Annotated in this window: 28 protein-coding genes and 2 pseudogenes; 25 read left to right on the forward strand and 5 right to left on the reverse strand. The window is 40.7% G+C overall.

Features of this window, described 5'->3' with window-relative positions:
* Nucleotides 1-249 precede the first annotated feature (249 nt).
* From tsaE to tsaD, 4 genes are read left to right on the forward strand one after another with little or no spacing between them, the layout of a single operon-like run.
* A complete protein-coding gene (tsaE, locus tag ADA55_RS05580; protein ID WP_048680327.1) occupies nucleotides 250-702 on the forward strand; it encodes a tRNA (adenosine(37)-N6)-threonylcarbamoyltransferase complex ATPase subunit type 1 TsaE in 453 nt (150 codons plus the stop codon).
* Complete coding sequence (gene tsaB, locus ADA55_RS05585; RefSeq protein ID WP_048680329.1) at nucleotides 702-1,394, forward strand: tRNA (adenosine(37)-N6)-threonylcarbamoyltransferase complex dimerization subunit type 1 TsaB; 693 nt, start codon at nucleotides 702-704, stop codon at nucleotides 1,392-1,394. Before tsaE ends, tsaB begins: the two co-directional genes overlap by 1 nt.
* Before the next feature lie 21 nt (nucleotides 1,395-1,415).
* Nucleotides 1,416-1,868, forward strand: a complete 453-nt coding sequence (gene rimI / locus ADA55_RS05590; protein ID WP_048680333.1) for a ribosomal protein S18-alanine N-acetyltransferase — start codon at nucleotides 1,416-1,418, stop codon at nucleotides 1,866-1,868.
* On the forward strand, nucleotides 1,865-2,878 hold the full coding sequence (gene tsaD / locus ADA55_RS05595) for a tRNA (adenosine(37)-N6)-threonylcarbamoyltransferase complex transferase subunit TsaD (RefSeq protein WP_048680391.1): 1,014 nt from the start codon (nucleotides 1,865-1,867) through the stop codon (nucleotides 2,876-2,878). Before rimI ends, tsaD begins: the two co-directional genes overlap by 4 nt.
* A gap of 277 nt (nucleotides 2,879-3,155) precedes the next feature.
* Here the strand turns inward: tsaD and ADA55_RS05600 are convergent, their stop codons facing one another.
* Entirely contained in the window at nucleotides 3,156-5,075 is a 1,920-nt protein-coding gene (locus ADA55_RS05600; RefSeq protein WP_048680335.1) for an ATP-binding cassette domain-containing protein, read from the reverse strand.
* A gap of 133 nt (nucleotides 5,076-5,208) precedes the next feature.
* Between ADA55_RS05600 and moaC the strand changes: the two genes are divergently transcribed.
* A complete protein-coding gene (gene moaC / locus ADA55_RS05605) occupies nucleotides 5,209-5,715 on the forward strand; it encodes a cyclic pyranopterin monophosphate synthase MoaC (protein WP_034306347.1) in 507 nt (168 codons plus the stop codon).
* Nucleotides 5,716-5,748: 33 nt separating this feature from the next.
* Entirely contained in the window at nucleotides 5,749-6,408 is a 660-nt protein-coding gene (locus tag ADA55_RS05610) for a redox-sensing transcriptional repressor Rex (RefSeq protein ID WP_034306345.1), read from the forward strand.
* A gap of 28 nt (nucleotides 6,409-6,436) precedes the next feature.
* Here the strand turns inward: ADA55_RS05610 and ADA55_RS05615 are convergent, their stop codons facing one another.
* Nucleotides 6,437-6,649: a YdiK family protein gene (locus ADA55_RS05615; protein ID WP_048680342.1), complete on the reverse strand. Its 213-nt coding sequence runs from the start codon at nucleotides 6,647-6,649 to the stop codon at nucleotides 6,437-6,439.
* A complete protein-coding gene (locus ADA55_RS05620) occupies nucleotides 6,646-7,371 on the reverse strand; it encodes a CPBP family intramembrane glutamic endopeptidase (protein WP_034306339.1) in 726 nt (241 codons plus the stop codon). The genes ADA55_RS05615 and ADA55_RS05620 overlap by 4 nt, the downstream gene beginning before the upstream one ends.
* 333 nt (nucleotides 7,372-7,704) lie before the next feature.
* Between ADA55_RS05620 and groES the strand changes: the two genes are divergently transcribed.
* Entirely contained in the window at nucleotides 7,705-7,989 is a 285-nt protein-coding gene (gene groES / locus ADA55_RS05625; protein WP_034306337.1) for a co-chaperone GroES, read from the forward strand.
* A gap of 58 nt (nucleotides 7,990-8,047) precedes the next feature.
* Nucleotides 8,048-9,685, forward strand: a complete 1,638-nt coding sequence (gene groL, locus ADA55_RS05630) for a chaperonin GroEL (RefSeq protein WP_034306335.1) — start codon at nucleotides 8,048-8,050, stop codon at nucleotides 9,683-9,685.
* A gap of 90 nt (nucleotides 9,686-9,775) precedes the next feature.
* Here groL and ADA55_RS05635 read toward each other — a convergent pair whose 3' ends face one another.
* Complete coding sequence (locus ADA55_RS05635) at nucleotides 9,776-10,930, reverse strand: site-specific integrase (RefSeq protein WP_048680346.1); 1,155 nt, start codon at nucleotides 10,928-10,930, stop codon at nucleotides 9,776-9,778.
* Between the two features lie 16 nt (nucleotides 10,931-10,946).
* Entirely contained in the window at nucleotides 10,947-11,384 is a 438-nt protein-coding gene (locus tag ADA55_RS05640; RefSeq protein WP_142398511.1) for a hypothetical protein, read from the reverse strand.
* A gap of 466 nt (nucleotides 11,385-11,850) precedes the next feature.
* On the opposite strand from ADA55_RS05640, the gene ADA55_RS05645 reads away from it, so the two are divergent.
* From ADA55_RS05645 to ADA55_RS05710, 17 genes and pseudogenes are all read left to right on the forward strand, one after another.
* Nucleotides 11,851-13,176 (forward strand): aromatic ring-hydroxylating dioxygenase subunit alpha, encoded by a 1,326-nt coding sequence (locus ADA55_RS05645; RefSeq protein WP_048680352.1) that lies wholly within the window; start codon nucleotides 11,851-11,853, stop codon nucleotides 13,174-13,176.
* 34 nt (nucleotides 13,177-13,210) lie between these two features.
* On the forward strand, nucleotides 13,211-13,813 hold the full coding sequence (locus ADA55_RS05650) for an aromatic-ring-hydroxylating dioxygenase subunit beta (protein WP_202186544.1): 603 nt from the start codon (nucleotides 13,211-13,213) through the stop codon (nucleotides 13,811-13,813).
* A 29-nt stretch (nucleotides 13,814-13,842) separates the two neighbouring features.
* Nucleotides 13,843-14,205, forward strand: coding sequence for a non-heme iron oxygenase ferredoxin subunit (locus ADA55_RS05655; protein WP_048680354.1), 363 nt, complete (start codon nucleotides 13,843-13,845; stop codon nucleotides 14,203-14,205).
* Between the two features lie 27 nt (nucleotides 14,206-14,232).
* Nucleotides 14,233-15,099: a 3-(cis-5,6-dihydroxycyclohexa-1,3-dien-1-yl)propanoate dehydrogenase gene (hcaB, locus tag ADA55_RS05660; RefSeq protein ID WP_048680356.1), complete on the forward strand. Its 867-nt coding sequence runs from the start codon at nucleotides 14,233-14,235 to the stop codon at nucleotides 15,097-15,099.
* Nucleotides 15,100-15,263: 164 nt separating this feature from the next.
* Nucleotides 15,264-16,664 (forward strand): PucR family transcriptional regulator, encoded by a 1,401-nt coding sequence (locus ADA55_RS05665; RefSeq protein WP_048680359.1) that lies wholly within the window; start codon nucleotides 15,264-15,266, stop codon nucleotides 16,662-16,664.
* On the forward strand, nucleotides 16,657-16,803 hold the full coding sequence (locus tag ADA55_RS29160) for a hypothetical protein (protein WP_153246097.1): 147 nt from the start codon (nucleotides 16,657-16,659) through the stop codon (nucleotides 16,801-16,803). The genes ADA55_RS05665 and ADA55_RS29160 overlap by 8 nt, the downstream gene beginning before the upstream one ends.
* 274 nt (nucleotides 16,804-17,077) lie before the next feature.
* Nucleotides 17,078-18,013 carry a hypothetical protein gene (locus ADA55_RS05670; RefSeq protein WP_048680362.1) on the forward strand — a complete coding sequence of 312 codons (936 nt, stop codon included), beginning with the start codon at nucleotides 17,078-17,080 and terminating at the stop codon, nucleotides 18,011-18,013.
* A 30-nt stretch (nucleotides 18,014-18,043) separates the two neighbouring features.
* On the forward strand, nucleotides 18,044-18,898 hold the full coding sequence (locus ADA55_RS05675; RefSeq protein WP_048680366.1) for an alpha/beta fold hydrolase: 855 nt from the start codon (nucleotides 18,044-18,046) through the stop codon (nucleotides 18,896-18,898).
* Between the two features lie 93 nt (nucleotides 18,899-18,991).
* Complete coding sequence (locus ADA55_RS05680; RefSeq protein ID WP_048680368.1) at nucleotides 18,992-19,783, forward strand: 2-keto-4-pentenoate hydratase; 792 nt, start codon at nucleotides 18,992-18,994, stop codon at nucleotides 19,781-19,783.
* Between the two features lie 143 nt (nucleotides 19,784-19,926).
* Nucleotides 19,927-20,397: pseudogene (locus tag ADA55_RS05685) on the forward strand (SDR family NAD(P)-dependent oxidoreductase); the annotation flags it as partial.
* Nucleotides 20,328-20,477 carry an SDR family oxidoreductase gene (locus ADA55_RS30955; RefSeq protein WP_239687150.1) on the forward strand — a complete coding sequence of 50 codons (150 nt, stop codon included), beginning with the start codon at nucleotides 20,328-20,330 and terminating at the stop codon, nucleotides 20,475-20,477. The pseudogene ADA55_RS05685 and the gene ADA55_RS30955, both read left to right, overlap by 70 nt.
* 62 nt (nucleotides 20,478-20,539) lie before the next feature.
* On the forward strand, nucleotides 20,540-20,878 hold the full coding sequence (locus ADA55_RS28270; protein ID WP_226990419.1) for a VOC family protein: 339 nt from the start codon (nucleotides 20,540-20,542) through the stop codon (nucleotides 20,876-20,878).
* Between the two features lie 100 nt (nucleotides 20,879-20,978).
* Nucleotides 20,979-21,227 carry a ferredoxin gene (locus ADA55_RS05695; RefSeq protein ID WP_048680372.1) on the forward strand — a complete coding sequence of 83 codons (249 nt, stop codon included), beginning with the start codon at nucleotides 20,979-20,981 and terminating at the stop codon, nucleotides 21,225-21,227.
* Between the two features lie 97 nt (nucleotides 21,228-21,324).
* Entirely contained in the window at nucleotides 21,325-22,317 is a 993-nt protein-coding gene (locus tag ADA55_RS05700) for an NAD(P)/FAD-dependent oxidoreductase (RefSeq protein ID WP_048680375.1), read from the forward strand.
* Nucleotides 22,318-22,336: 19 nt separating this feature from the next.
* On the forward strand, nucleotides 22,337-22,621 hold the full coding sequence (locus ADA55_RS29165) for a cytosine permease (RefSeq protein WP_226990420.1): 285 nt from the start codon (nucleotides 22,337-22,339) through the stop codon (nucleotides 22,619-22,621).
* 206 nt (nucleotides 22,622-22,827) lie between these two features.
* Nucleotides 22,828-23,309 (forward strand): annotated as a pseudogene (locus ADA55_RS28275) (IclR family transcriptional regulator).
* A 30-nt stretch (nucleotides 23,310-23,339) separates the two neighbouring features.
* Nucleotides 23,340-24,224, forward strand: coding sequence for an acetaldehyde dehydrogenase (acetylating) (locus ADA55_RS05710; protein ID WP_048680378.1), 885 nt, complete (start codon nucleotides 23,340-23,342; stop codon nucleotides 24,222-24,224).
* The last annotated feature ends 3 nt before the right edge of the window (nucleotides 24,225-24,227 follow it).

Here is a 24,227-nt window from a genome sequence, read left to right on the forward strand (position 1 = left end):
GTCGGGCTCATAACCCGAAGGTCGCAGGTTCAAATCCTGTCCCCGCAATCATGAAAAAAACGAAACTTAGGTTTCGTTTTTTTGTTTTATCTGAAATTCGAATAATATGTCCTTAACTTATTTGTTTCTTCTTTTGAAACAAGGTAAACTACATATAGAATGGTTTTTGTTCCATAATATTGCGTTTATGGTTCTCGACATGAATTATAGGACGGACGTTTTCCTAATAATGATAAAGGTGATTGATATATGCAACATGTTGAATGGATTTCTCAGAATGAGGAAGAAACAGCGCAATTTGCGCACAAATTGGCACAAAAGCTTTCCAGTGGAGATGTGCTGGCTCTAGAAGGTGACTTGGGTGCAGGGAAGACGGCATTCACAAAAGGGCTGGCTAAAGGATTGGGTGTAACCAGAATGGTGAATAGCCCTACCTTTACGATAATAAAGGAGTACATGGGTCGCTTGCCTTTGTATCATATGGATGTCTATCGGGTAAGTGAATCGGAAGAAGATTTAGGCTTTGATGAATATTTTGATGGTGATGGTGTGACTGTCGTTGAATGGGCCCATTTAATAAAGGATCACCTCCCAGAGGAAATCTTGACCATTTATATCTATCGTTTGGGCGATACAAGCCGGCGTATTGTTTTGGAAGGCAAAGGCGAACGATATGTAAAGTTATGTAAGGAGATTATTTGATGAAGGTTTTAGCTATAGATACATCGAATTTCACATTAGGGATTGCACTTGTAAACGGGAATCAAGTAATTGGTGAGTATACGACGAACCTAAAGAAAAATCATTCGGTGCGGGTAATGCCAGCAATTGAAACACTGTTGAGGGACTGCGATACTAAATCGAAGGAATTGACTAAGATAGTAGTCGCTCAAGGTCCAGGCTCCTATACAGGGGTCAGGATTGGAGTGACGATAGCGAAAAGCTTGGCCTGGACGCTTCAGATTCCGTTATCAGGTGTTTCCAGCTTAGAGGTTTTAGCAGCTAATGGACGTTATTTTAACGGGTTGATATCTCCCTTGTTCGATGCAAGAAGAGGGCAGATTTATACTGGATTATATGAAATGGAAAAGGATTCTTTAAAGACAGTCATTGAAGATTGTAATATTCTATCCTCTGAGTGGGCGAATCAATTGAAGGAATTAAATCGTCCTGTTTTATTTGTTGGTCAAGATGTGGACATCCATCGGGATGCAATTACCGATGCATTAGGCGAATTAGCGGTATTTGCTCCAGTACAGTCATATAATTCAAGGCCAAGCGAACTGGCCTTCATTGGTCTTGATAAGGCTGAAGTGGATGTTCACCAGTTTGTACCGAATTATATCCGCATGGCTGAAGCAGAAGCTAAGTGGCTTGAACAGCAGGGGAAATAAACAAGGAAAGCGACGATCATTATGAGTAAAACATTGACGTTCCGAAAGATGAATACGGCAGATATCGACCAGGTGCTTAACGTGGAAAAGCAGTCCTTTACTTTGCCTTGGAGCCGGGAAGCCTTTTTTAATGAATTGAATCATAATCAATATGCTGTATACATGGTGATAGAGGATGAAGGGATAATTGCCGGTTATTGCGGTGCCTGGATCGTCATTGATGAATCGCACATCACCAATATTGCGATATTACCAGAATACCGAGGGCAAAAGCTTGGAGAAGCTTTGCTCAGGAAGATGATTGAAATCTCCATTTCAATGGGTGTGGTGAGGATGACACTTGAGGTCCGTGTCAGTAATGCCGTAGCCATTTCGCTTTATGAAAAACTTGGTTTCCAAAAGGGCGGAATCCGAAAGAATTATTATACAGACAATCAAGAGGATGCTTATGTAATGTGGGTGAATTTTTCATGAAAAAAGATCAAATTATATTAGGAATTGAAACAAGCTGTGATGAAACTGCGGCAGCCGTGATAAAAAATGGAACGGAGATACTGAGTAATGTCGTGGCTTCACAAATAGAAAGCCATAAACGTTTTGGCGGTGTCGTCCCGGAAATAGCTTCCCGTCATCATGTAGAACAAATTACGATTGTTCTTGAAGAAGCGCTGCTGCAAGCGGGTGTGACATATGAAGACTTGGATGCCATTGCCGTTACTGAAGGTCCCGGCCTTGTAGGGGCTCTATTAATAGGTGTGAATGCGGCGAAGGCTGTAGCTTTCGCACATGGAATCCCGATTGTCGGTACGCATCATATCGCTGGTCATATCTATGCAAATCGGCTTATTCAGGAGATTGAATATCCTGCGCTTTCTTTAGTCGTTTCGGGAGGTCATACGGAATTGGTGCTTTTAGAAGAACCGGGTTCTTTCAAGGTGATCGGGGAGACGCGGGATGATGCAGCAGGAGAGGCGTATGATAAAGTGGCTCGAACCTTGGGGCTCCCTTATCCTGGCGGGCCTCATATCGATAGGCTTGCGCAAGAAGGCTCACCAACCTTGAAACTGCCTAGGGCATGGTTGGATGGCAGCTATGACTTTTCTTTCAGCGGGTTGAAATCAGCGGTAATCAACACTTTGCATAATGCAGAACAGCGCGGGGAAAAAATTGAACCTAAAGATTTAGCGGCAAGTTTCCAAGCAAGCGTGATAGAAGTGCTTGTAATGAAAGCTGTGAAGGCTGCAAAGGAATATAATGTGAAACAGGTATTGCTTGCTGGAGGAGTTGCGGCAAATAAAGGCCTTAGGGAAGCATTAACGGAAGCTTTTAAGGATTTACCTATGGATATATCCATTCCGCCCCTCTATCTTTGTACCGACAATGCTGCCATGATTGGTGCTGCTGGCAGTGTCATGTTTGAAAAGGGAAAGAGATCCGGTTTGGATTTGAACGGAAATCCTGGATTGGATATAGAAGCATTTTAATGGACGAGAAGACAGGATCCCTCACTTTGGCATCCTGTCTTTTTATCGTGTTAATAAAATAATAGAATATTCTGTGGATAAAGTTTTTTTGATAATCATCCTGCATGTGTATAAAGGGGTATTTTGTGGATAAGTGGATATGTTTCTGTGGATAATGTGTATAACTCAAATTAATGGCTAATGAGCGGTAAGTGGTTTGTTAACAAATTTGTGGATAACTTTCAAGCGACACTTTGGTTGGAAAAGAAAAAGACCGAGTCAATGACTCGGTCTTTTATCATTCTTCCAGTTCAGCCCATTCTTCGAGAAGCTGATCCAGACTTTCTTGTGCATGATCAAGTTTTGTTTGGACTTCCATTACTTTTTCGTGGTCCTGAAAAACATTTGGATCACATAGGAGGTCATTATATTCGTTTATTTCAGTTTCAAGAAGCTCCATGGCTGTCTCGATTTCCTCAATGCGCCGTTTTCGCTGGCGTTCAGCTTTTTTTGCTTCTTTATCAATTTTGTAATTTGTTTTTTCTGCAGCCGCATCTAAAGTTTTAGCCTGATCCTGCTGTTCAAGTGCTTGGATTTCCGCTTGCTCCTGTTTCTTCTCTACATAGTAATCATAATCACCGAGGAATTCTTCGTTGCCGTCTTTGGAGAGCTCTATCACTTTCGTTGCTATCCGGTTTATGAAATAACGGTCATGTGAGACGAATAGAATAGTTCCCGGATAATCAATTAATGCATTTTCAAGCACCAATTTACTATCGAGGTCCAAATGGTTCGTTGGTTCATCAAGAATTAAAAAATTCCCTTTTTGCATCATCATTTTGGCTAGAGCAAGCCGAGCCTTTTCGCCCCCGCTTAGTGTGGATACGGTTTTCAAAACATCGTCCCCGCTAAATAGGAAATTACCGAGTACGGTGCGAATGTCCTTTTCCGGTTTAAGGGGATAGTCGTCCCATAATTCATTGAGTACGCGTTTATTGGAAACAAGGTTAGCCTGTTCTTGATCGTAGTAGCTGACTTCTACGTTCGTTCCAAAACGGAAATCCCCAGAAAGGGCAGGCAGCTTGGAAATGATCGTTTTCAATAAAGTTGATTTTCCAACTCCATTTGGGCCGACAAGTGCTATGCTCTCTCCTTTTGTCATCCGGGAATTAATATTCTTTGATACCGTTTCCCCTTCGTATCCGATAGCCAGGTCCTGGAGGTGGAGTACTTCATTTCCGCTTTGCCTTTCAATCTGGAAAGAAAAATTCGCGGATTTTTCATCACCTTGCGGCTTGTCCAGTACATCCATCCTTTCGAGCTGTTTACGTCTGCTTTGTGCTCTTTTCGTTGTGGAAGCCCTTGTGATATTACGTTGGACAAAATCGCGAAGCTTTTCGATTTCCCCTTGCTGTTTCTCGAACAGTTTCATGTCCCGCTCATAATCTTCCGCTTTTCCCTCTAGGTAAGAACTATAATTACCATGGTATTTTTTCATGTTATTCCGGGAAATCTCATAAACCAGGTTTACTACTTTATCTAAAAAATAGCGGTCATGGGAAACAATGAGGACAGCTCCCTGGTAGCCTTGTAAATATTGTTCAAGCCAAGAGAGGGTTTCGATATCCAAATGGTTCGTCGGCTCATCCAGAATCAATATATCCGGTTTCCTTAAAAGCAGCTTACCTAATGCAAGCCTTGTTTTTTGCCCGCCGCTTAAAGTGGAAATTGGGGTAGAATAGTCAAAGTCGGCAAACTGAAGACCATGCAATACGGAACGGATATCCGCTTCATATTGATAACCGCCCTTCTCTTTGAATGCCACCATCAAAGTGTCGTATTCATTCAGCACTTTTTGGTAAACCGTTTCGTTTTCAAAGATATCAGGTCTGGCCATATCAGCCTCAAGGCGACGCAGTTCCTTTTCCTGCTCTATAAGATCAGTGAATACAGTAAGCATTTCATCCCAAATGGTCAATTCGGATTCCAATCCAGTATCCTGGGCCATATAGCCGATGGTGACGCCTTTTGGTTTGATTATTTCACCGCCATCATGGGAAAGCTGCCCGGCAATGATTTTTAGCAGAGTGGATTTGCCGGCGCCATTTCGGCCGACAAGGGCAATTCGATCTTTATTTTGAACTTCGAGCTTCATATTTGATAAAATAAGTTCAGCTCCATAATATTTCGATAGTTGATTGATTTGTAATAAAATCATAGATTTCACCTCAATTGATTACTGTTAGTTTAACGTATTTTAGTTATTATCGGCAACAGCTTGGTTCCAAGCTGAAAGAAAAGCTGTTACATAAAGTGGAATAATAGTGTATGATTTAGGAGGGGTTACTTAAATGGGAGACTTAACGCATTTTAATGAACAGGGCAGGGCCAAAATGGTCGATGTGAGTGCTAAGCCTGAAACAACCCGGACGGCAGTGGCTCAGTCGAGCATTTTATTGAATGATGAAATATATGAATTGGTCACGAACCATAAAATGAAAAAAGGGGATGTACTGGCTGTTGCACAAGTTGCAGGAATCATGGCCAGCAAAAATACATCCAATATAATTCCGATGTGCCATCCCATTGCTCTGCAAGGGGTCAATATAGCCTTTGATTGGGAAAAAGAAGAACAAGGATATAGGCTTAGGATTGAAACGGAAGCTAAGACAAAAGGGAGTACAGGTGTGGAAATGGAAGCGTTAACAGCTGCATCCGTGACTGCCTTGACTGTTTATGACATGTGTAAGGCCATTGATAAGGGAATGGTGATCGGGCCTACATTCTTAGTGGAGAAAACAGGCGGAGTGTCTAGTAGCGATTATAAAAGGCAAGTAAAACGAACAGATAGAGATTAAGTTGAAAAGCATGTGTGAAGGCGGGGAAGAACAATGAACCATGACCCAAAGATACCGCAGGCAACAGCCAAAAGGTTGCCATTGTATTATCGATTTTTAAAGAACTTACATTCCTCAGGCAAACAAAGAGTTTCCTCGGCTGAGCTAAGTGAAGCCGTAAAAGTGGATTCTGCTACCATTCGCCGTGATTTTTCCTACTTTGGCGCGCTTGGGAAAAAAGGCTACGGCTACAATGTCAATTATTTATTATCCTTCTTCAGGAAAACACTAGATCAAGACGAATTGACCAAAGTCGCTTTAATCGGAGTGGGGAATTTAGGAACCGCTTTTTTAAATTACAATTTCATGAAAAATAATAATACAAAAATTGAAATGGCTTTCGAAGTTTCTGAAGAAAAGGTCGGCAAGCGAATAGCTGATGTGCCCATCTACCATATGGATCAAATCGATACACTATTGCAGGAAAATAATATTACTGCGGCTATATTGACAGTGCCTGCACAGGTAGCCCAGACGATAACCGATCGTCTAGTCAAAGCTGACATAAAAGGAATATTGAATTTCACACCTGCACGGCTGACCGTGCCGCCATCCATAAGGGTCCACCACATTGACCTGGCCGTGGAACTTCAGTCGCTCATCTACTTCCTGAAACATTATCCGGTAGTGGAAGAAGCCGCTTTGGAGGAATGAAAAAACGCTGCAGCCATGCAGCGTTTTTTTATTTTTTCTTATTTTTTTGTGCGGATTTAATCTTAAAGTGCAGCATGATCATGCGTAATCCCGATCCAAAATCAAGAGTCGCAATAAGGACAAGTATGTAGGCAAAGAGTCCCCATCCTGAAGAATTGACGGTTTGAATTGCGATAGCGGTAAAAAGAGCTCCTAAGCCTGCATAAATGATGCCCATGAATAATGGTGATTGACGTTTCATAATAAACCTCCGATGAAGGCCTGTGCAGTATCTAGCATCTTCTCAATATCCTCCCGATATACCACTTGAAGGATGATAACAAGCGTGTTCATCGCAATATGAGCGCTCATGGATACGAGAATGCGGCCTGTTTTCGCATAAAGGAAAGCAAAAGTGAAGCCCATTGCCGTATATAAAAGAAGATGTTCAAATTCACCATGCGCCAAGCCGAAAATAACTGAGCTGATTAAAGCTGAAATAAAGAAGTTAAAGCGTTTATGAAGTGATCCGAAAATGATTTTACGGAAAATTAATTCTTCCAATATAGGTCCAATTACTGAAGTGACGAAAATGACCATGGGGACTTTGTAAATGAGTGAAATGAGTTGCTGCGTATTTTCAGATTCAGACTCCACCCCAAGCATTTGTTCAATGCTTCCGGCAATGCTTTGCGCAAAAAGAGCCATGAACACTCCTGCAATTGCCCATAATATGGACATGGATACGGAAGTTTGGTTTCTCGTGTCCAGCTTTTCCCTCATATCTTTTCTCATTAAAAAAAGAATCAAGAATAAAGCAGCGAGAAAACTGAAAACTATCCAGTATGCTGCAGATTTCACTTCGAGTTCATCAGCCGGCATTCCGGTATAAGACCCGATCAGCATGAAAATGGGTACCCCGACAATACTGGATAATTGCATGGCAATATAAGTGATGATGACGAACCAATATTCTTTTTTCAAAAATGAAAACTCCTTTTATAGTCACCCATCCGCTTGGAACGTTACTGACATGGGGACAATCTATAAACGCATACTACAAAATGGTATCAAAAATTGGGGAAGAACACCACTTAAAGGTACCCCTAACATGACATTTCAATGACTATGTTTAGGAAATCATTATGCTAAAGTAGTTTACCCGTAATTTATCAGAAATTAATAAAAAATTTTCAATAAGATACTTGCAAAAAAGGCTCGGTTTATTTAATATTATAAATGTGTTAGCACTCGATGATGAAGAGTGCTAATAATCATGAAACAAATTATCAAGAGAATATGAGGAGGTTGTTTCACTTGTTAAAACCATTAGGTGATCGCGTTATTATTGAACTAGTTCAAACTGAAGAAAAAACTGCAAGCGGTATTGTTCTTCCTGATACTGCTAAAGAAAAGCCACAAGAAGGTAAGGTAGTAGCAGTTGGTACTGGCCGTGTCCTTGAAAATGGCGAACGTGTTGCTTTAGAGGTTGCCCAAGGCGATCTAATTATCTTCTCAAAATATGCAGGTACTGAAGTTAAATACGAAGACACTGAATACTTAATTTTACGTGAAAGCGACATTCTAGCTGTTATCGGCTAATTATACATCATACTTAACTGAACGAAAATTTTCTTAAATTTTAGGGAGGTACTTATAAATGGCTAAAGAAATTAAATTTAGTGAAGAAGCTCGCCGCTCCATGCTTCGCGGTGTGGACGCACTTGCAGATGCAGTTAAAGTAACGCTTGGACCAAAAGGTCGTAACGTGGTTCTTGAGAAAAAATTCGGTTCGCCGCTTATCACAAATGACGGTGTGACGATCGCTAAAGAAATCGAATTGGAAGATGCATTCGAAAACATGGGTGCGAAATTGGTTGCTGAAGTAGCAAGCAAAACAAACGACGTAGCTGGTGACGGTACAACTACTGCAACGGTTCTTGCGCAAGCGATGATCCGTGAAGGTCTTAAAAACGTAACAGCTGGTGCTAACCCAATGGGTATCCGTAAAGGAATCGAGAAAGCGGTCAATACTGCAATTGCAGAATTGAAAGCCATTTCCCAACCTGTTGAAAACAAAGAATCAATCGCACAAGTTGCTGCCATCTCTTCAGCTGATGAAGAAGTGGGTCAACTGATTGCGGAAGCAATGGAGCGCGTTGGTAACGACGGCGTCATCACAATCGAAGAGTCTAAAGGTTTCACAACTGAGTTGGACGTAGTAGAAGGTATGCAATTCGATCGCGGATATGCATCTCCATACATGGTTACTGATTCAGATAAAATGGAAGCTGTCCTTGAGAATCCATATATCTTGATCACTGATAAAAAAATCACGAATATCCAAGAAATCCTTCCTGTACTTGAGCAAGTTGTACAACAAGGAAAACCGCTATTATTGATTGCTGAAGATGTAGAAGGCGAAGCACTTGCAACTCTTGTTGTGAACAAACTTCGTGGAACATTCAACGCTGTTGCGGTTAAAGCTCCTGGATTCGGTGACCGTCGTAAAGCAATGCTTGAAGACATCGCAGCTCTTACAGGCGGCGAAGTAATCACTGAAGAAATCGGACTTGATCTTAAATCTGCAACAATCGATTCATTAGGCCGTGCGTCTAAAGTGGTTGTTACAAAAGAAAATACAACGATCGTTGAAGGATCTGGAGATACAGCTCAAATCCAAGCTCGTGTAAACCAAATCCGTGTTCAATTAGAAGAAACAACTTCTGAATTCGACCGTGAAAAATTACAAGAACGCCTTGCTAAATTAGCTGGTGGCGTAGCTGTAATCAAAGTCGGTGCAGCTACTGAAACAGAATTGAAAGAACGTAAACTTCGTATTGAAGATGCATTGAACTCCACTCGTGCCGCTGTTGAAGAAGGTATCGTAGCTGGTGGTGGTACAGCACTTCTAAACGTATACAATAAAATCGCTGAAATCCAAGCGGAAGGCGACGTAGCAACAGGCGTGAAAATCGTTCTTCGTGCCATCGAAGAGCCTGTTCGTCAAATCGCTCACAATGCTGGACTTGAAGGCTCTGTAATCGTAGAGCGCCTTAAAGGCGAAGCAGTAGGCACTGGCTTCAACGCAGCTACTGGACAATGGGTGAACATGATCGAATCAGGTATCGTCGATCCTACTAAAGTAACTCGTTCAGCTCTACAAAACGCTGGTTCTGTAGCAGCTATGTTCTTAACTACAGAAGCTGTCGTTGCTGACAAACCAGAACCTGCTGGTGCTGGCGGCATGGGCATGCCTGACATGGGCGGAATGGGCGGAATGGGCGGCATGATGTAATAGGGTTTTAAATCCCTTGAAATATAGGGGTTTAAAGAGTATTTAGATATAAATGCTCACCTATTTGCTCACCTAACGTGGAAATGGCTTTTAAAGTTGAAGGTCTTCCATCAGTTTACTGAACTGATGGGAGGCCTTTTCTTCCATGTTGTCAGTCATATGAGCATAGATATTCATCGTTGTTTGAATATCTGTATGTCCTAATCGTTGTTGAATTTCTTTCAACCCCACCCCTGCTTCGATCAGTAAGGATGTATGCGTATGCCTGAATGAATGCAACGTAATTTCCTTGTTAATATGAGGTAACTTCTTAAGAAGACGTTGTAATCGTAGTGCAGGCAGTTTTTGCACCAATGGATATCCCTCTGGTGAAGCGAAGACAAAGTTTTCATCCAAGTAATGATTCCTGTTTTGAATTTTCATTTTATTTTGCTGTAGTAGATGTTTTTTTAGCAACTTCATGACCTGATCGTCCATTTTAATCGTACGTATAGATCCTTTTGTTTTTGGTGTAAGCAATGTGTAATTCACCTTGTTGTTCGTGGGATTATATAAAGTCTTGGAAATTCGTATAGATCCACTCCTAAAATTGATATCAGGCCACTTGAGAGCTAACGATTCACCTATCCGAATGCCTGAATAGGCTAATAGCGAAAAAAGCGTATAATCATTACTAAGTCCTTCAGTACGAGCAAGGGATAAGAATCCTATAAGTTCGTTTTTTTCTAGGAATTTCTTTCTGAGATTTTCCTTTTCAACTTCTTCAATAGTAGCTTGTTGTTTAGGAAGGCTATAGTTTTCTGTCGGATTCTGTTGTAACCATTCAGACTCAACGGCAAATTTGAAGATCATTCTGCCTGTTGTATGAATCCCATCCATATAATTCTGTGAATACATTTTGCTCAGCTCATTTAAATATTCTCTATAAACAGACTTACTAATACTCTTTATTGGTGTGCTTGTCCACTGTTTAAGTAATACGTTAGATTCTTTCGTTCTAGCACGTACACTACTTACTTTAGCTTGTGTTGAATAACTTTCTAGCCACTTTTCTGCTAACGTATGAAAGTTCATATTAGAGTCTTGTACAAATTCTCCTCTAGAAATTTTGAATTCCATTTCTTTAGCTGCTGTTTTTGAAGAAAATCCTGATTTTGTAATCTGTTTTCGTTTTTTTGTAATAGTGTCTATGCCTAGGTTGACGGTGTAACTCCACTTATCCCCCCGTTTACGGAAGTAAGCCATTATGTGCCTCCTTTAATTAGTCATCTTCCAATAACAATTTCAGCATCGTCTTTACTTTTTCTATTTCAGATTTTGATAACACTTTATCTTTATATAAAACATCGTGTACTTCTTGGTTGAGTATATTATCAAGGTTAAATAAATTTCTTTTTAATTCTTCCTCTGTATAGGTAATATAATAGCCGATTCCATTCTCATCTGTTTTTTGATAGACAGATGGTACACTGATTTCTATTATTTCGAGATCACTTTTTGTGTGAGCACCGACGATTGTTGATACAGGCAAAATTTTTATCAATGTTGAAGCTACTAATTCTAGCCAGTCTTCAAAATTTCCAACACCTAATATTTCTCCGAGCTTTTCTCCATATTCTTTTAGAAGTGCTGAATTACTTTTGAGGTTTTCTTCAAGTGACTTATATGTCTTACTATCTGTATTTAAATGTTTGGCCATTTCGGTGATGTCTATATTCTTATGTTTCTTTTCTCCGATAAGAGGAGAACATGGAAGCAAGCAGTTTGAATGTATATGTTCTTTTAAGAAAATGAGCAAGCTCTTCTTTTTCTAGAAAGACAATTTCTTCTTCTACTTTCTCCAGCTCCTCAACACTTTTACGGTAAAACAGTAACTTTTAAAGCCGATTGCAACAACTAAACCGGACCGAATCCACCAGTAAGCAGCTCAAATAAGTTATCAACTACTTTGAATAACACAAAGCAAAAGCAATTCAGCACAATTTATCTTTATATTCCGTGCGCTGTAAAATGGAAAATTTTATAACTTTTTTTGTACTAAATATTTAAAAAATACAGAAAAAAAAGCACTTTTTGCTGTATTTTTTAATCGTAAAAAAATTTAAACTTGATAGAAGAAAGCGATTTCAATTCATAATTTTAAATAGAAAGGAAGGTTTTAATCTATGAGCCTTAATTCAGGAAAATGGACACCAGAAGCAATCCGTGGCCTTATCGATGAGGAGAAGGGATTGTTAGATCCACGCATTTATACGGATCAGGAACTGTATGAGTTGGAATTGGAGAGGGTTTTTGGCCGTTCATGGCTGCTTCTTGGCCATGAAAGCCATGTTCCCAAACCGGGGGATTACTTGACCACCTATATGGGAGAAGATCCTGTAGTGATGGTGCGGCAGAGAGATAAAAGCATCAAGGTGTTCCATAACCAATGCCGGCATCGTGGGATGAAGATTTGCCGGGCGGATTGCGGGAATGCCAAGGCCTTCACGTGCACCTACCATGGCTGGGCGTATAACACAGCAGGAAATCTGGTAAATGTGCCGTTTGAAGAAGAAGCATTCTCGGGATTCAAGAAAGAAGAGTGGGGGCCGATGCAGGCAAGGGTGGAGATATACAAAGGGTTAGTATTTGCCAACTGGGATCCGGAAGCGCCGGATTTGCTGACCTATTTAAGTGATGCAACCCCTTACATGGACACCATGTTGGATCGTTCCGAGGCAGGGACAGAAGCCATCGGGGTCATGCAAAAGTGGGTGATTGACTGTAACTGGAAGTTTGCTGCGGAGCAATTTGCCAGTGACATGTACCATGCCCCGTCATCCCATATGGCTGCTGTAGTTGCAGGGATGCCACCCGAGCAAGATATATCCAGTTTTGAGCCTCATATGAAAGGACATCAGTTCAGTGCCAAATGGGGCGGTCATGGATGCGGCTTTTATATTGATGCAGCAAGAGGTTCGCACCGCATAGGACCCATAGTCGACAAATATTATAGCGAAGGCCCTGCTTATGAAAAGGCGAAGGAACGTCTGGCCCCTCTGCTGCCATACCACAGAATGGGGACAAGCCACATGAATATCTTTCCAAACTGCTCATTCTTGCCGTATGGTATGAACACAGTAAGGACCTGGCATCCGAAGGGGCCGGGTCAGATTGAGGTGTGGGCCTTCGTCGTCGTTGATAAGGATGCGCCGCAGGAAATCAAGGATGAACTGGCTCGTCAAAATGTCCGTACGTTCAGTGCCAGTGGAGTGTTCGAGCAGGATGACGGGGAGAACTGGGTTGAAATTCAGAGCGCTCTTCGTGGGTACAAGTCCAGAACTGCACCGCTGGCTATGCAAATGGGGCTGAATCTTCCGGGAAAAAACAATCCGGAATTTCCGGGTAAAACCTCCTATGTATTTTCTGAAGAAGCAGCTAGAGGGTTATATTCCCATTGGGCCCGCATGATGTCGGAACCGAGTTGGGAAACATTGAAGCCCCAATCTTAAGTTGGGGCCGTTGTCTGCACATATGAGGGATCGGATGTCATACGATTTAGGATTAAAACAAGGGGAGATGAAGGTCATGGAAATAATGGAGTTAATCAAACCGTTTAAATGGGCGGAAAGTAGTACGAGTCTGGAACTGCAACAGGAAATTGAGCAGTTTTACTACAAGGAAGCGCAGCTGTTAGACCACTCGGAGTTTGAAGCGTGGTTCGAACTGATGGACAAGGATATTCATTATTGGATGCCAATTCGTATGAACCGATTAGGTAGAGAAGTGTCGCAGGAGTATGCGCCGCTAGGAAAAGGTGCGCACTATGATGATACCCATGAAACGATGCGCGGACGTATTCGAGCGAGAGTATCGGGGGTGAACTGGGCGGAGAATCCGGTTTCACGTACACGGCATATTATTTCCAATGTCATTATTCGGGAAATGGAGGAACCGAACACGATTGAGGTAGCATCGTCATTTATCGTGTATCGTAACCGTTCGGAACATCAGGCAGATATTTTTCCGGGTGAGCGCCGAGATGTACTGCGTCGTTCAGAGGGAGGATTGGGCTTTAAAATTGCCCGTCGAACAATTTTGATTGATCAAAGTACGCTTTTGGCAAATAACTTGTCTGTCTTTTTTTAAACATTACTACAGTTGAAAGGAAATAGATTATGAAGTTTACAAATGTTTGCAAGTTGTCTGATCTACCGGATGATGAGGGGTTAAAGGTAGTGGAGGGAAACACGGCAGTAGCGGTGTTTAAAGTAAATGGCGAAGTATTTGCAACACAAGACCGCTGTTCTCACGCCAAATGGTCGCTGTCTGAAGGCGGTTATCTAGAGGGAGATGTCATCGTTTGCTCATTGCATATGGGTAAGTTTTGTGCCCGCACGGGAGAGGTAAAGATGGCCCCACCTTGGAAACCTTTGGAAAAGTATCCAGTACGGGTTGATGGAGACGATGTATATGTGGCTTTTGAAGACGGGTACTTTGAGGAGCAAGAAGCGAATGCTCAAGGAGCAAGCAAAAGGTGACTATTTTACGAGTGAGGGGGATCTAATATGAGATTGGCCAATGAAGTGGCTTTGATTACAGGCGGTTCATCCGGTGTCGGCCGTTCCATCGTGGAACGATTCGTGGCTGAGGGTGCCAAGGTTGCAGTGCTTGGCAGGTCGGCGGATAGTCTTCGTCAGCTTGAACAAGAGTATGGTGAAAATGTTATCGGAATGGTGGGAGATGTGCGTCAACTCAGTGACCTCAAGTCTGCAGTCAACCAGTGCGTTGAACGTTTTGGGAAAATTGACACGCTCATTGCAAATGCCGGTATTTGGGATTACAACATGTCGTTGGTGGATCTTCCAGAAGACAAGATGGATCAGGCATTTGATGAAATGTTCCATGTTAATGTCAAGGGTTACTTGCTTGCGGCAAAGGCGTGTCTGCCGCAAATAGCAGCAACTCGGGGGAATATGATTTTTACGGTTTCGAATGCAGGATTTTACACAAGCGGAGGCGGACCGCTTTACACATCCACCAAGCACGGCGTTGTCGGCTTGGTTCGCCAGTTGGCGTATGAATTGGCACCTTACATCCGGGTGAACGGCATTGCCATTGGCGGTGCATTAACGAATTTGAGAGGACCTGCCTCACTTGAAATGGAAAATAGGTCCTTAACTAGCATGTATAATGAATGGTACAAAGACGTTGACTTGGAACCGGGTAAGGAGAATGTAGAGTCAGCCGCTCCGATCGGGCGTATATTGTGCGGAGAAGATTATGCTGGGGCTTACGTATTTTTTGCCTCGCGAAATGACAATATTCCGGCTACAGGAGAGGTATTGAATTTCGACGGAGGCTGGGGCATTCGAGGTCTTCGTAAAAAAACGGGAAGTCAGGGATTGCTGGAGAAACTAAAGATTAGAGATTGAAAAGTACTTTTAATTCCAATTCGCAATCAGAGCGGTTTAGGTGAAGGATGAGATAGCATGGCAATATGCAAGGAATCGACAAGCCCACTCAGGAGAAGTAGAATAATTTTAAAATGCGAATTTTAGCTAATTAAGCTTGTAACTTTCTAAAGTGGGTGAATATATTGCAAAATAAGTTCGATTATCCTAAAGCATTGGAAATGTTTGTTCAAATGTCGTCACATTATGGAGACTATACCTTCACAGAGAAGGAGTTCGAATCGGGTCTGCCACAAATGCTTCTGAACTGCCTTGATACAGTTTTAACTGAAAAAAATAACCTGCAGGCTGCCTTGGATTTCAATAACCAAGCCATCGGGCAGTTTCTAAATGGCGTTGGAGAAACACGATTGGCCGACGTATGCTATCAGCTTACAAACATCCCCATTATTCTTGAAGATCTAGGATTTAACTATCTTTATTCAATAGGCTTAGATCCGGAACTGGCTAGACAATATAGCAGGAGCTTAAAGAAAAATAATCTCGATGGATATAATCACATCAAACTGACTGAACTTATCGAGAAGCAGCAAATTGTCGAACTGGTCCAATCTGATGAACATAAGAGATTAATTGCTCCGATGGTATCAAGAGGAAAGAGTGTAGGTTATTGCTCCTTCATTAACACTTCTTTTAATGAAGTTGATTGGTTGAAAATGAAGCAATTGTGTCTCATCGGATCTGTGAGTAATTATAACAAGGAAACAATCCTGGATACAGAACTGAAGTTAAACATCAAAGGCGGATTGTTAGAAGATATGATCAATAATCGTTTAAACCCTGTCATATTATTCAAAAGGGCCAGATATATTGGAGTGGATTTGGGCAAAGAGTATCAATTTTTAGTTTTGAAAGGGGATCCAAATTTTTATCCAAATGGAAAGGATCCAATCGGCGGTATGGATTTAATTGAAGTTCTTTCAAGATATTTTATGGATCGTAATCTGAATATCTTAATCTCGGAAGACTCTCAAAACATAGCTGCGTTGATGCCTGTTGACTTGTTCTCAAAAAATGATATAAACGTCGATAAATTTATCAGAAAATTACTTTGTTTTCTAAAAGAAAAATACCCTAATATCCCTTTTAAAATTGGGATGAGCTCAAGATCAAAGTCTCTTGAAGATATACCGATTCTGTACAATGAAGCTCTCATTTCATTAAACATGAACCATCATCAAAAGGAAATTATGTACTTTGATGATTTAGGAGCGGTGGGGATTTTATTTCGCGCAGGAAAAATAGATGATATTCGGCATTTCTGCAACAAAATGCTTTCGAAATTACTTGAATACGATCGAGGGAAAGAATCAGAGTTAACCAAAACTCTATATTATTACATTAAGAGTGGCCAAAATATAGGTAAAACAGCAAAAATAATGAATTTGTCAATTGGTGGATTACGTTATCGCGTAAAAAAAATAGGTGAAATTTTAGAAGCTGATATCCATGATCTACAAACCAGTTATCAGCTTTTCTTGGCACTGCAATCGGGTATCATTTTGGGAGATCTGAAAATTGAGTGAAAATAATCGTAAAACTGAAATAAGCGATAAGATTACTGGACAATTTTGTTTGGTTTGTTATGAAATAATTGGTAAAGGTACTGGATCCGTAACACTTAAAGGCATGATCAAATATAGAGTGGGCAGTGTAGATGTGTAATCCGTCAACGACATCATGTTTTATGGAGGCTAAGTGGGATTTTCACCAACCTATGAGAAAACGGATGATTTAGCACTGGCCAAAAGATCGATGATGAGATTTGCGAACAGTTAACATTGAAAAACAGCTCGCTTCTGTAAAAGAGATTCCGACAATCATGCAAGGGAAACTATCTATTGTTTGAAACGATTGAATTTTTGACAAATGGATTAAAACGGGGTAATGCCCCCGCCCGGATCGTAAAAAAAATATTCAGATTAGAGGGGTGGAAGACATGGCTGAAATAGTAGCAGGAGTTGCAATGTCACATAGTCCGATGATTATGACAAATGAAGCTGGCGGTGGAGAAAAAGGGCAGCGTTTTCTAAAAACCGTTGCCCATATGAAAAAATGGCTGGAGGATATTGGAACAGATGTGATCGTCTTAATTTCGGATGATCATTTCAATAGTTATTATTATGATTATATGCCTTCCTTCACGATTGGAATTGATCGATGTGAAGGATGGGGCGACTGGCAAATTCCTGAATATCAAATTCCTATCCATCAAGAATTAGCGAAGCATGTTCTTGATACAGGTTTGGCGAACAATGTGGATTTTGCTTTTTCGATGAGAATGAAAGTGGATCATGGCCACACTCAAGCTGTCTACTTTTTAAACCCTGATCTAAAGATACCGGTTGTGCCGATTGCCGTGAATACAGCAGCACCGCCGCTGCCTACAATGGACCGCTGTTTCCAAGTCGGAGAAGTCGTCCGCAAAGCAATTGAATCATGGGAAAGCGATAAAAAGGTAGCGATTGTCGCTTCAGGAGGGATCTCTCACTGGGTTCCAATTCCAAAGATTGATAGTGAAAAGCCTGAAGATCAAGAGCTAATTAAAGTCCTAACAAATGGCCGTCAAGAAATTGAGCAGCTTGACGAATATTTGAACACGCGCAAAACACGTGTGACAAGTTTGAAATCCGGACCGGTCAATGAAGAGTGGGATCGTGAATTTTTACGATTGATTACAGAAAAAGACTATCAGGCACTAAGACAATGGGGCCCTGATTTTATCGAAGAAAATGGCGGCAATGGCGGTCAGGAAATTCATAACTGGCTTGTGCTGCTAGGAATTCTTCAAGGGCTTGAACCAGAGGTTGCTTGTTATGAGCCAATCCCAGAATGGGTGACGGGAATGGGCGTTGTCAAGTTCCATAAAGTATAAGACTTTCAAAAAAAGGAGGAGGAGAACGAGATGACAATTTGGACAGATTTAGCCGATTTAGAGTTTAAAAATTATTATGTGGATGCAAATGGAATTAAAACGAGAGTACTAGAAGCAGGAACTGGGGAACCGCTTATTTTGCTTCATGGTACTGGCGGTCATATTGAGGCTCACGCCCGGAACATTAGAGGGTTGAGTGAGCATTTCCGTGTAATCTGCATTGATATGCTCGGGCATGGTTACACAGAAAAGCCAGATCGCCCTTACGGAATTGATTCCTATAGTGATCATCTATTATGGGTCATCCAGGCTTTAGACTTGAAAGAAGTCTATCTATCTGGTGAATCACTAGGTGGTTGGGTCGCAGCATGGTTCGCTGCCCATCACCCTGGAATTGCTAAAGCATTAGTTTTAAATACTCCGGGAAATGTTAACAACAAGGCTGAAGTTATGAAAAAGCTGAAGGAATCCACCGTTAAGGCTGTTCTGGAAGCAAACTATGAAAATGTAAAAACCAGACTTGAATGGCTAATGTACGATAAGAGTCAAGTCACCGATGAGCTTATTGAAGCTCGTTACAAAATTTATACACAGCCATCGTACCAAGAAGCTGTTCATCACATTGTTGCCCTTCAAGACATTGAATATCGACAAAATTATAGCTGGGATCCATCCTGGTGTGAAAAGATTGATGTTCCAACCTTATTAGCATGGACGGATCATGACCCAACCTCTACTGTCGAGGAAGCAAAACCCATTCAAGAGATGATTCCTGGCAGTGAATTAACCGTCATTAACGATGCTGGACATTGGCCACAATGGGAAAAGGCTGAAGAATTTAACAAGGTCATTATTGACTTTTTTAGTAAAATTCCCGTGAAATAAGTTTTGATATTTCTACCCAACTTTGATAGTGCAAGTGTAGAAACCTGTACTATCAAAGTTCTTTTTATCATTTAAAAGAAAGAGGTTTTTTCTTTGAGCATACAAAAAACAGCTGTAGTACAAGATGCATACGAGCATTTGCTCCATGCAGAGCAAACGAAAAAATCCGTCACGCCGTTAACCGATCTGTATCCAAGCCTGACTGTTCACGAAGCGTATCAAGTCCAGTTAAAAGCGATTGATCAGAAAGTCAAGGCTGGACAGAAAATCGTTGGGAAAAAGATTGGGTTAACTTCCTTTGCCATGCAAGAGCTTTTAGGAGTCGACCAGCCGGATTACGGTCACTTATTGGACAGCATGAGTGTTCCAAATAAGGGCAGCATCGCTGTCGATTCGCTTTTCGAACCAAAGGTTGAAGGGGAGATCGCCTTTGTTCTCAATAAGGATCTTAAAGGTCCAAATGTGACAGCGGAAGACGTTTTAGCTGCAACTGAGTCCATCATTCCTTCATTAGAGATTGTGGACAGTCGAATTCTGAATTGGAAAATTAAGCTCCAAGACACTGTTGCCGATAATGCTTCCTGCGGGCTTTATGTATTAGGAGACGAAAAATTCGCTGTCAATGGTTTAGAACTGACTAAAATCGAAATGAATCTTTATAAAAATGGCGAGCTCATGAACAAAGGGACAGGGGCAGATGTATTAGGTCATCCGGCCACATGTGTAGCCTGGTTAGCGAACAAATTGTCTGAATATAATGTCATTTTAAAAGCTGAAGAAGTGATTTTATCAGGTGCTTTATCCGCAGCAGTAGTTGCACAAAAAGGGGATGTGTTTACTGCTGAGTTCAGTGAGTTAGGAAAAGTGGAAGTTTCTTTTCGGTAAGTATCAGGCATTGGGAACATTGGAAAAGGAATTGAGCGGTAAGGAATCGTATTTGTTCCTTCTTCTTTTAAAAGGGGGGATTAGGGGATGTAAGCAAATACGAAGACAATGAGCAAGCTGTCCAAGCTACTGTTAAGCAATTTGGAAAGTTAGATGTTTTTATCGCTAATGCTGGCGTATTCGATGGGTTTGCTAAATTTGCCGATGTGACTCCAGATGCTCTTTCCGAAGCGTATGATTTCCTTCTCGATATTAACGTAAAAGGTTCTTTTTTCGGCGCGAAAGCAGCTCTTGAAGAATTACAAAAAACAAATGGTAATATTATTTTTTCAGTATCTGGTGCAAGTTTCTATCCTGATGGCGGCGGCGTTTGGTACAAAGCGAGCAAGCACGCTCAAATCGGACTGATGCGCCAGCTTGCGTTCGAACTCGCACCAAATATTCGGGTAAATGCGGTAGCGCCAGGGGGCACACTGACAGCACTATCGGTTATTCCACCGTTGCATCCGTTAAAATCGTGGATAATGATACGAAAGCAAGCAGTATTAAAAAACGAAATCCCCTTCAAATCGCCCAAATGCCAGAAGATCACGTTGCAGCGTATGTACTGTTAGCATCTGACGAAGCACGCGCGATTACTGGTGAAGTCATTTCCAGCGATGGCGGATTGTCAGTGCGGGGGCTTGGCTATTAAATAAACGGACTTTAGAAAAAAGGTTTGTAAACATTACTGGATCACTATTAGGCAACAGAGAGATTAATCAGCTTGCATTTGTCGTAAAAAATATTGAATCTGCTAATGAAGCTTTTACAAAATTGTTAGGTATTAAGAAGGCTGAATCTTTTCTAACTGGTGACAGTTATGTTTCGAAAGTTGTTTTTAAAGGTAAACCAACAGATTCGCAATCTAAACTGGCTTTTCTAAACACGCCAACTGTCCAAATTGAACTCATCGAACCGGATAAAAACCCAGGAATAATGCGTGAGTTTTTAGATACAGTAGGTGATAGAATTCATCATATTGCTTTTGATGCTGACTCCATCCAAAAGAAGCTTCCTTCTATGGCATGGTTATATGGTATTGCAAACGGGTGAACTTACCTCGAGTGATGCCGGTACGTTTACGTAGATACATTAGATGATTATAAAACCTCAGGATAAAACTGCAGTTTAGAGAGGAGAAAATAGAAGAAAAATGGCTAACTATACGATTGTAGATAAAGAAACTTGTATTGCTTGCGGAGCATGTGGTGCTACAGCTCCTGAAATTTATGATTACGATGAAGAAGGTATTGCGTTTGTTACATTAGATAAAAATGAAGGAACAGCCAGCATACCTGATGAATTCGAGGAGGATATGCTAGATGCTTTAGAAGGGTGTCCAACCGAGTCTATTAAAGTAGCTCAATGTTCTTTTGATGGTGATCCTTGTAAATTCGAATAAAAAATTCTAGAGATTTGATCAGTGAGGATGTTTCAAACTAACTAGTACAGTATTGAACGATTAATTCTAACAAGAGCATAACTAGAGGTGATTACTAATGGTAGAAGACAAGAAGATTTATGATATAACAATTATTGGTGGCGGACCAGTTGGTTTATTTACAGCTTTTTATGGAGGGATGAGGCAAGCAAAGGTGAAAATTATAGAGAGTCTTCCTCAGTTGGGCGGACAGCTCACGGCTCTTTATCCCGAAAAATTTATTTATGATATAGCTGGATTTCCAAAAGTAAGAGCTCAAGAATTGGTAGATAATTTGAAAGAGCAAATGAAAGTATTCGAACCAACAATTTGTCTTGAAGAAGCAGTTGAACAGATTGAAAAGCAAGCGGACGAAACATTTAAGGTCACTACCAACCTCGATACTCATTTCTCTAAATCAATTATTATTACTGCAGGGAATGGAGCTTTTCAGCCTCGCAAACTAGAACTAGAAGATGCAACAAAGTTTGAAAGTAAGAATTTATATTATTTTGTGAATGACATGAACCAATTTAAAGGAAGAAAAGTAGCGATTCTAGGCGGTGGAGATTCCGCTGTTGATTGGGCTCTTATGCTAGAGCCTATCGCTGAAAAAGTAACATTGATACATAGAAGAGATAAATTTCGTGCCCATGAGCATAGTGTAGAACAATTAGCGAATTCTTCTGTTGAAGTCAAAACACCATATGTTCCTTCTGAGCTAGTAGGAGTGGATCAGATTACTCAAATTACTTTAGAACACACTAAGACTCAAGAAAAAGAACTAGCTGACATAGATGACCTAATTATTAATTACGGCTTTGTTTCTTCTCTTGGCCCGATTAAAGAATGGGGTCTCCAACTTAAAAAAAATTCCATTATAGTTAATTCTAAGCAAGAAACAAATATTGCAGGCATTTACGCTGCCGGGGATATTTGTACGTATGACGGGAAGGTTAAATTAATTGCATCAGGATTTGGTGAAGGTCCTACGGCAGTCAATAATGCTAAAGCCTATATTGATCCTAAAGCCAAAGTTCAGCCGATGCATAGTACTTCCTTATTCAGCTAACCTTTAGCTATTATATATACTGCGCCAAGGCGAATATAGTGTCAAAGGTATCTTTGATCTAAATGGTAAGTATGGAAAAGTCAACTGGATTGCTTCCTTTGCATTTGTAGCATCAATACTTGCAGAGATTCCTTTTATCAATGCGTCTTTTTATGTTGGGCCTGTTGCAAAAGCACTTTATGGAGCAGATTTGGCTTGGACTGTAGGACTTTTCTTACCTGCTGCCTTATATTACTTTCCAATGAAACGAAAGATAACTGCAGAAGTCATTACCTTACCAGTTGAGAAGGTAGGAGAAAGATAATGCCCTTGATGATATGGAAAAGGATGTTGTATTACATGGTCTGGCGATTTGAAAGACTTTAAAGATGGCATTTAGTTTGCTATTTTTTTAGTCTCATAAGGTAAGATTACTTTTTGTAATGAGATACAATATATAAAAGCCTCTAAGATGTGTGAACTATACCCCGAATAATGGACACAGTAAAAAAAGAAACCGTTCACTTAGTTATGTTACAGAGAGATGAAGTTATTTACATTGATAAAATTGAAGGCCACAGAGCCCTTACAATTTACTCTCATATTGGAAAAAGAGCTCCAGTTCATTGTACTGGTGTTGGTAAGGTGATTCTTGCCTACCAAAGCGAAATGAAATAGATAGGATTTTAACATCTGTGACTTTAGAATCGTATACAGAGTACACGATGACTAATATAACGAATATTAAAAATCATTTAAAGTCAATACGGGAGAAAGGCTATGCTATAGATGATGAAGAGATAGAGTTAGGGCTCAAATGTATAGCCGCTCCAATATTCAACCATCAAGGAAATGTAATCGCTTCTATTAGCTGTGCTGCACCTAAAATGAGGTTTGACGAAGAGCGGATTCCAGAGGTAATAGAGAGAATTCAAAAATCATCGTCTGAAATTTCGGAATGTTTAGGTTATAAAGATGGTAATAATCATATAGAAACAAGCAAGAATTTATAAAATACATTCAAATGCAGGAGGAGAATTATTTTGTCAAAAGTAAAAGTTGCCATTCTTGGCTCAGGAAATATTGGTACAGATCTTATGATAAAACTTGGACGATCTGAAGTTTTAGAGTTGACGACAGTTATTGGGATTGACCCAAATTCGGATGGTTTACGTCGTGCGAGGGAATTAGGCTATGTGTCCATTGATAATGGGATCGATGGATTTCTCGAAACACCAGAATTGGCGGATATTATCTTTGATGCAACATCTGCTAAGGCTCATCTCTATAATGCGAAAGTGTTAAAAGAAGCAGGGAAAAAAGTGATTGATATGACTCCAGCAGCTGTAGGTCCATTTGTGTGTGCAGCAGTAAACATTGAAGAACATTTAGATAAAGATAATATCAACCTTATTACTTGTGGTGGTCAGGCTACAGTCCCGATGGTTCATGCCGTAAATCGAGTATGTCCAGTAGAATATGCTGAAATCGTTGCTACGATCTCAAGTCTTAGTGCAGGACCTGGAACTCGTGCAAATATCGATGAATTCACGGAAACTACTTCACGTGCTGTCGAAGTGGTTGGAGGTGCTAAAAAAGGAAAAGCAATCATTATCTTGAATCCTGCTGAACCGCCAATTCTTATGCGTGATACAGTTTATACTCTAGTAGAGGAAGGGAAAATGGATGAAGAAGCGATTAAGCATTCGATTGAAGAGATGACTAAAGTTGTTCAATCTTATGTTCCTGGCTATCGTATTCGTACAGAACCAATCTTTGATGGAAATAAAGTAACCATTTTCATAGAAGTAGAAGGTGCTGGGGATTATTTACCAAAATATTCAGGGAATCTTGATATTATGACAGCGGCGGGTGTTAGAATTGCAGAAGAATTCGCAAAAAATCTATTGATGAAAGAAACAGTTTGAACT

It is taken from the genome of Bacillus sp. 220_BSPC, from assembly GCF_001054655.1.
GTDB lineage: Bacteria > Bacillota > Bacilli > Bacillales > DSM-1321 > Peribacillus > Peribacillus frigoritolerans.

What these genes read in the sequence shown, in the direction of transcription:
- tsaE (WP_048680327.1), top strand. Translation starts at nt 250, where the DNA reads ATGCAACATGTTGAATGGATTTCTCAGAATGAGGAAGAAACAGCGCAA.
- tsaB (WP_048680329.1), top strand. Translation starts at nt 702, where the DNA reads ATGAAGGTTTTAGCTATAGATACATCGAATTTCACATTAGGGATTGCA.
- rimI (WP_048680333.1), top strand. Translation starts at nt 1,416, where the DNA reads ATGAGTAAAACATTGACGTTCCGAAAGATGAATACGGCAGATATCGAC.
- tsaD (WP_048680391.1), top strand. Translation starts at nt 1,865, where the DNA reads ATGAAAAAAGATCAAATTATATTAGGAATTGAAACAAGCTGTGATGAA.
- ADA55_RS05600 (WP_048680335.1), bottom strand. Translation starts at nt 5,075, where the DNA reads ATGATTTTATTACAAATCAATCAACTATCGAAATATTATGGAGCTGAA.
- moaC (WP_034306347.1), top strand. Translation starts at nt 5,209, where the DNA reads ATGGGAGACTTAACGCATTTTAATGAACAGGGCAGGGCCAAAATGGTC.
- ADA55_RS05610 (WP_034306345.1), top strand. Translation starts at nt 5,749, where the DNA reads ATGAACCATGACCCAAAGATACCGCAGGCAACAGCCAAAAGGTTGCCA.
- ADA55_RS05615 (WP_048680342.1), bottom strand. Translation starts at nt 6,649, where the DNA reads ATGAAACGTCAATCACCATTATTCATGGGCATCATTTATGCAGGCTTA.
- groL (WP_034306335.1), top strand. Translation starts at nt 8,048, where the DNA reads ATGGCTAAAGAAATTAAATTTAGTGAAGAAGCTCGCCGCTCCATGCTT.
- ADA55_RS05635 (WP_048680346.1), bottom strand. Translation starts at nt 10,930, where the DNA reads ATGGCTTACTTCCGTAAACGGGGGGATAAGTGGAGTTACACCGTCAAC.
- ADA55_RS05640 (WP_142398511.1), bottom strand. Translation starts at nt 11,384, where the DNA reads ATGGCCAAACATTTAAATACAGATAGTAAGACATATAAGTCACTTGAA.
- ADA55_RS05645 (WP_048680352.1), top strand. Translation starts at nt 11,851, where the DNA reads ATGAGCCTTAATTCAGGAAAATGGACACCAGAAGCAATCCGTGGCCTT.
- ADA55_RS05650 (WP_202186544.1), top strand. Translation starts at nt 13,211, where the DNA reads ATGTCATACGATTTAGGATTAAAACAAGGGGAGATGAAGGTCATGGAA.
- ADA55_RS05655 (WP_048680354.1), top strand. Translation starts at nt 13,843, where the DNA reads ATGAAGTTTACAAATGTTTGCAAGTTGTCTGATCTACCGGATGATGAG.
- hcaB (WP_048680356.1), top strand. Translation starts at nt 14,233, where the DNA reads ATGAGATTGGCCAATGAAGTGGCTTTGATTACAGGCGGTTCATCCGGT.
- ADA55_RS05670 (WP_048680362.1), top strand. Translation starts at nt 17,078, where the DNA reads ATGGCTGAAATAGTAGCAGGAGTTGCAATGTCACATAGTCCGATGATT.
- ADA55_RS05675 (WP_048680366.1), top strand. Translation starts at nt 18,044, where the DNA reads ATGACAATTTGGACAGATTTAGCCGATTTAGAGTTTAAAAATTATTAT.
- ADA55_RS05695 (WP_048680372.1), top strand. Translation starts at nt 20,979, where the DNA reads ATGGCTAACTATACGATTGTAGATAAAGAAACTTGTATTGCTTGCGGA.
- ADA55_RS05700 (WP_048680375.1), top strand. Translation starts at nt 21,325, where the DNA reads ATGGTAGAAGACAAGAAGATTTATGATATAACAATTATTGGTGGCGGA.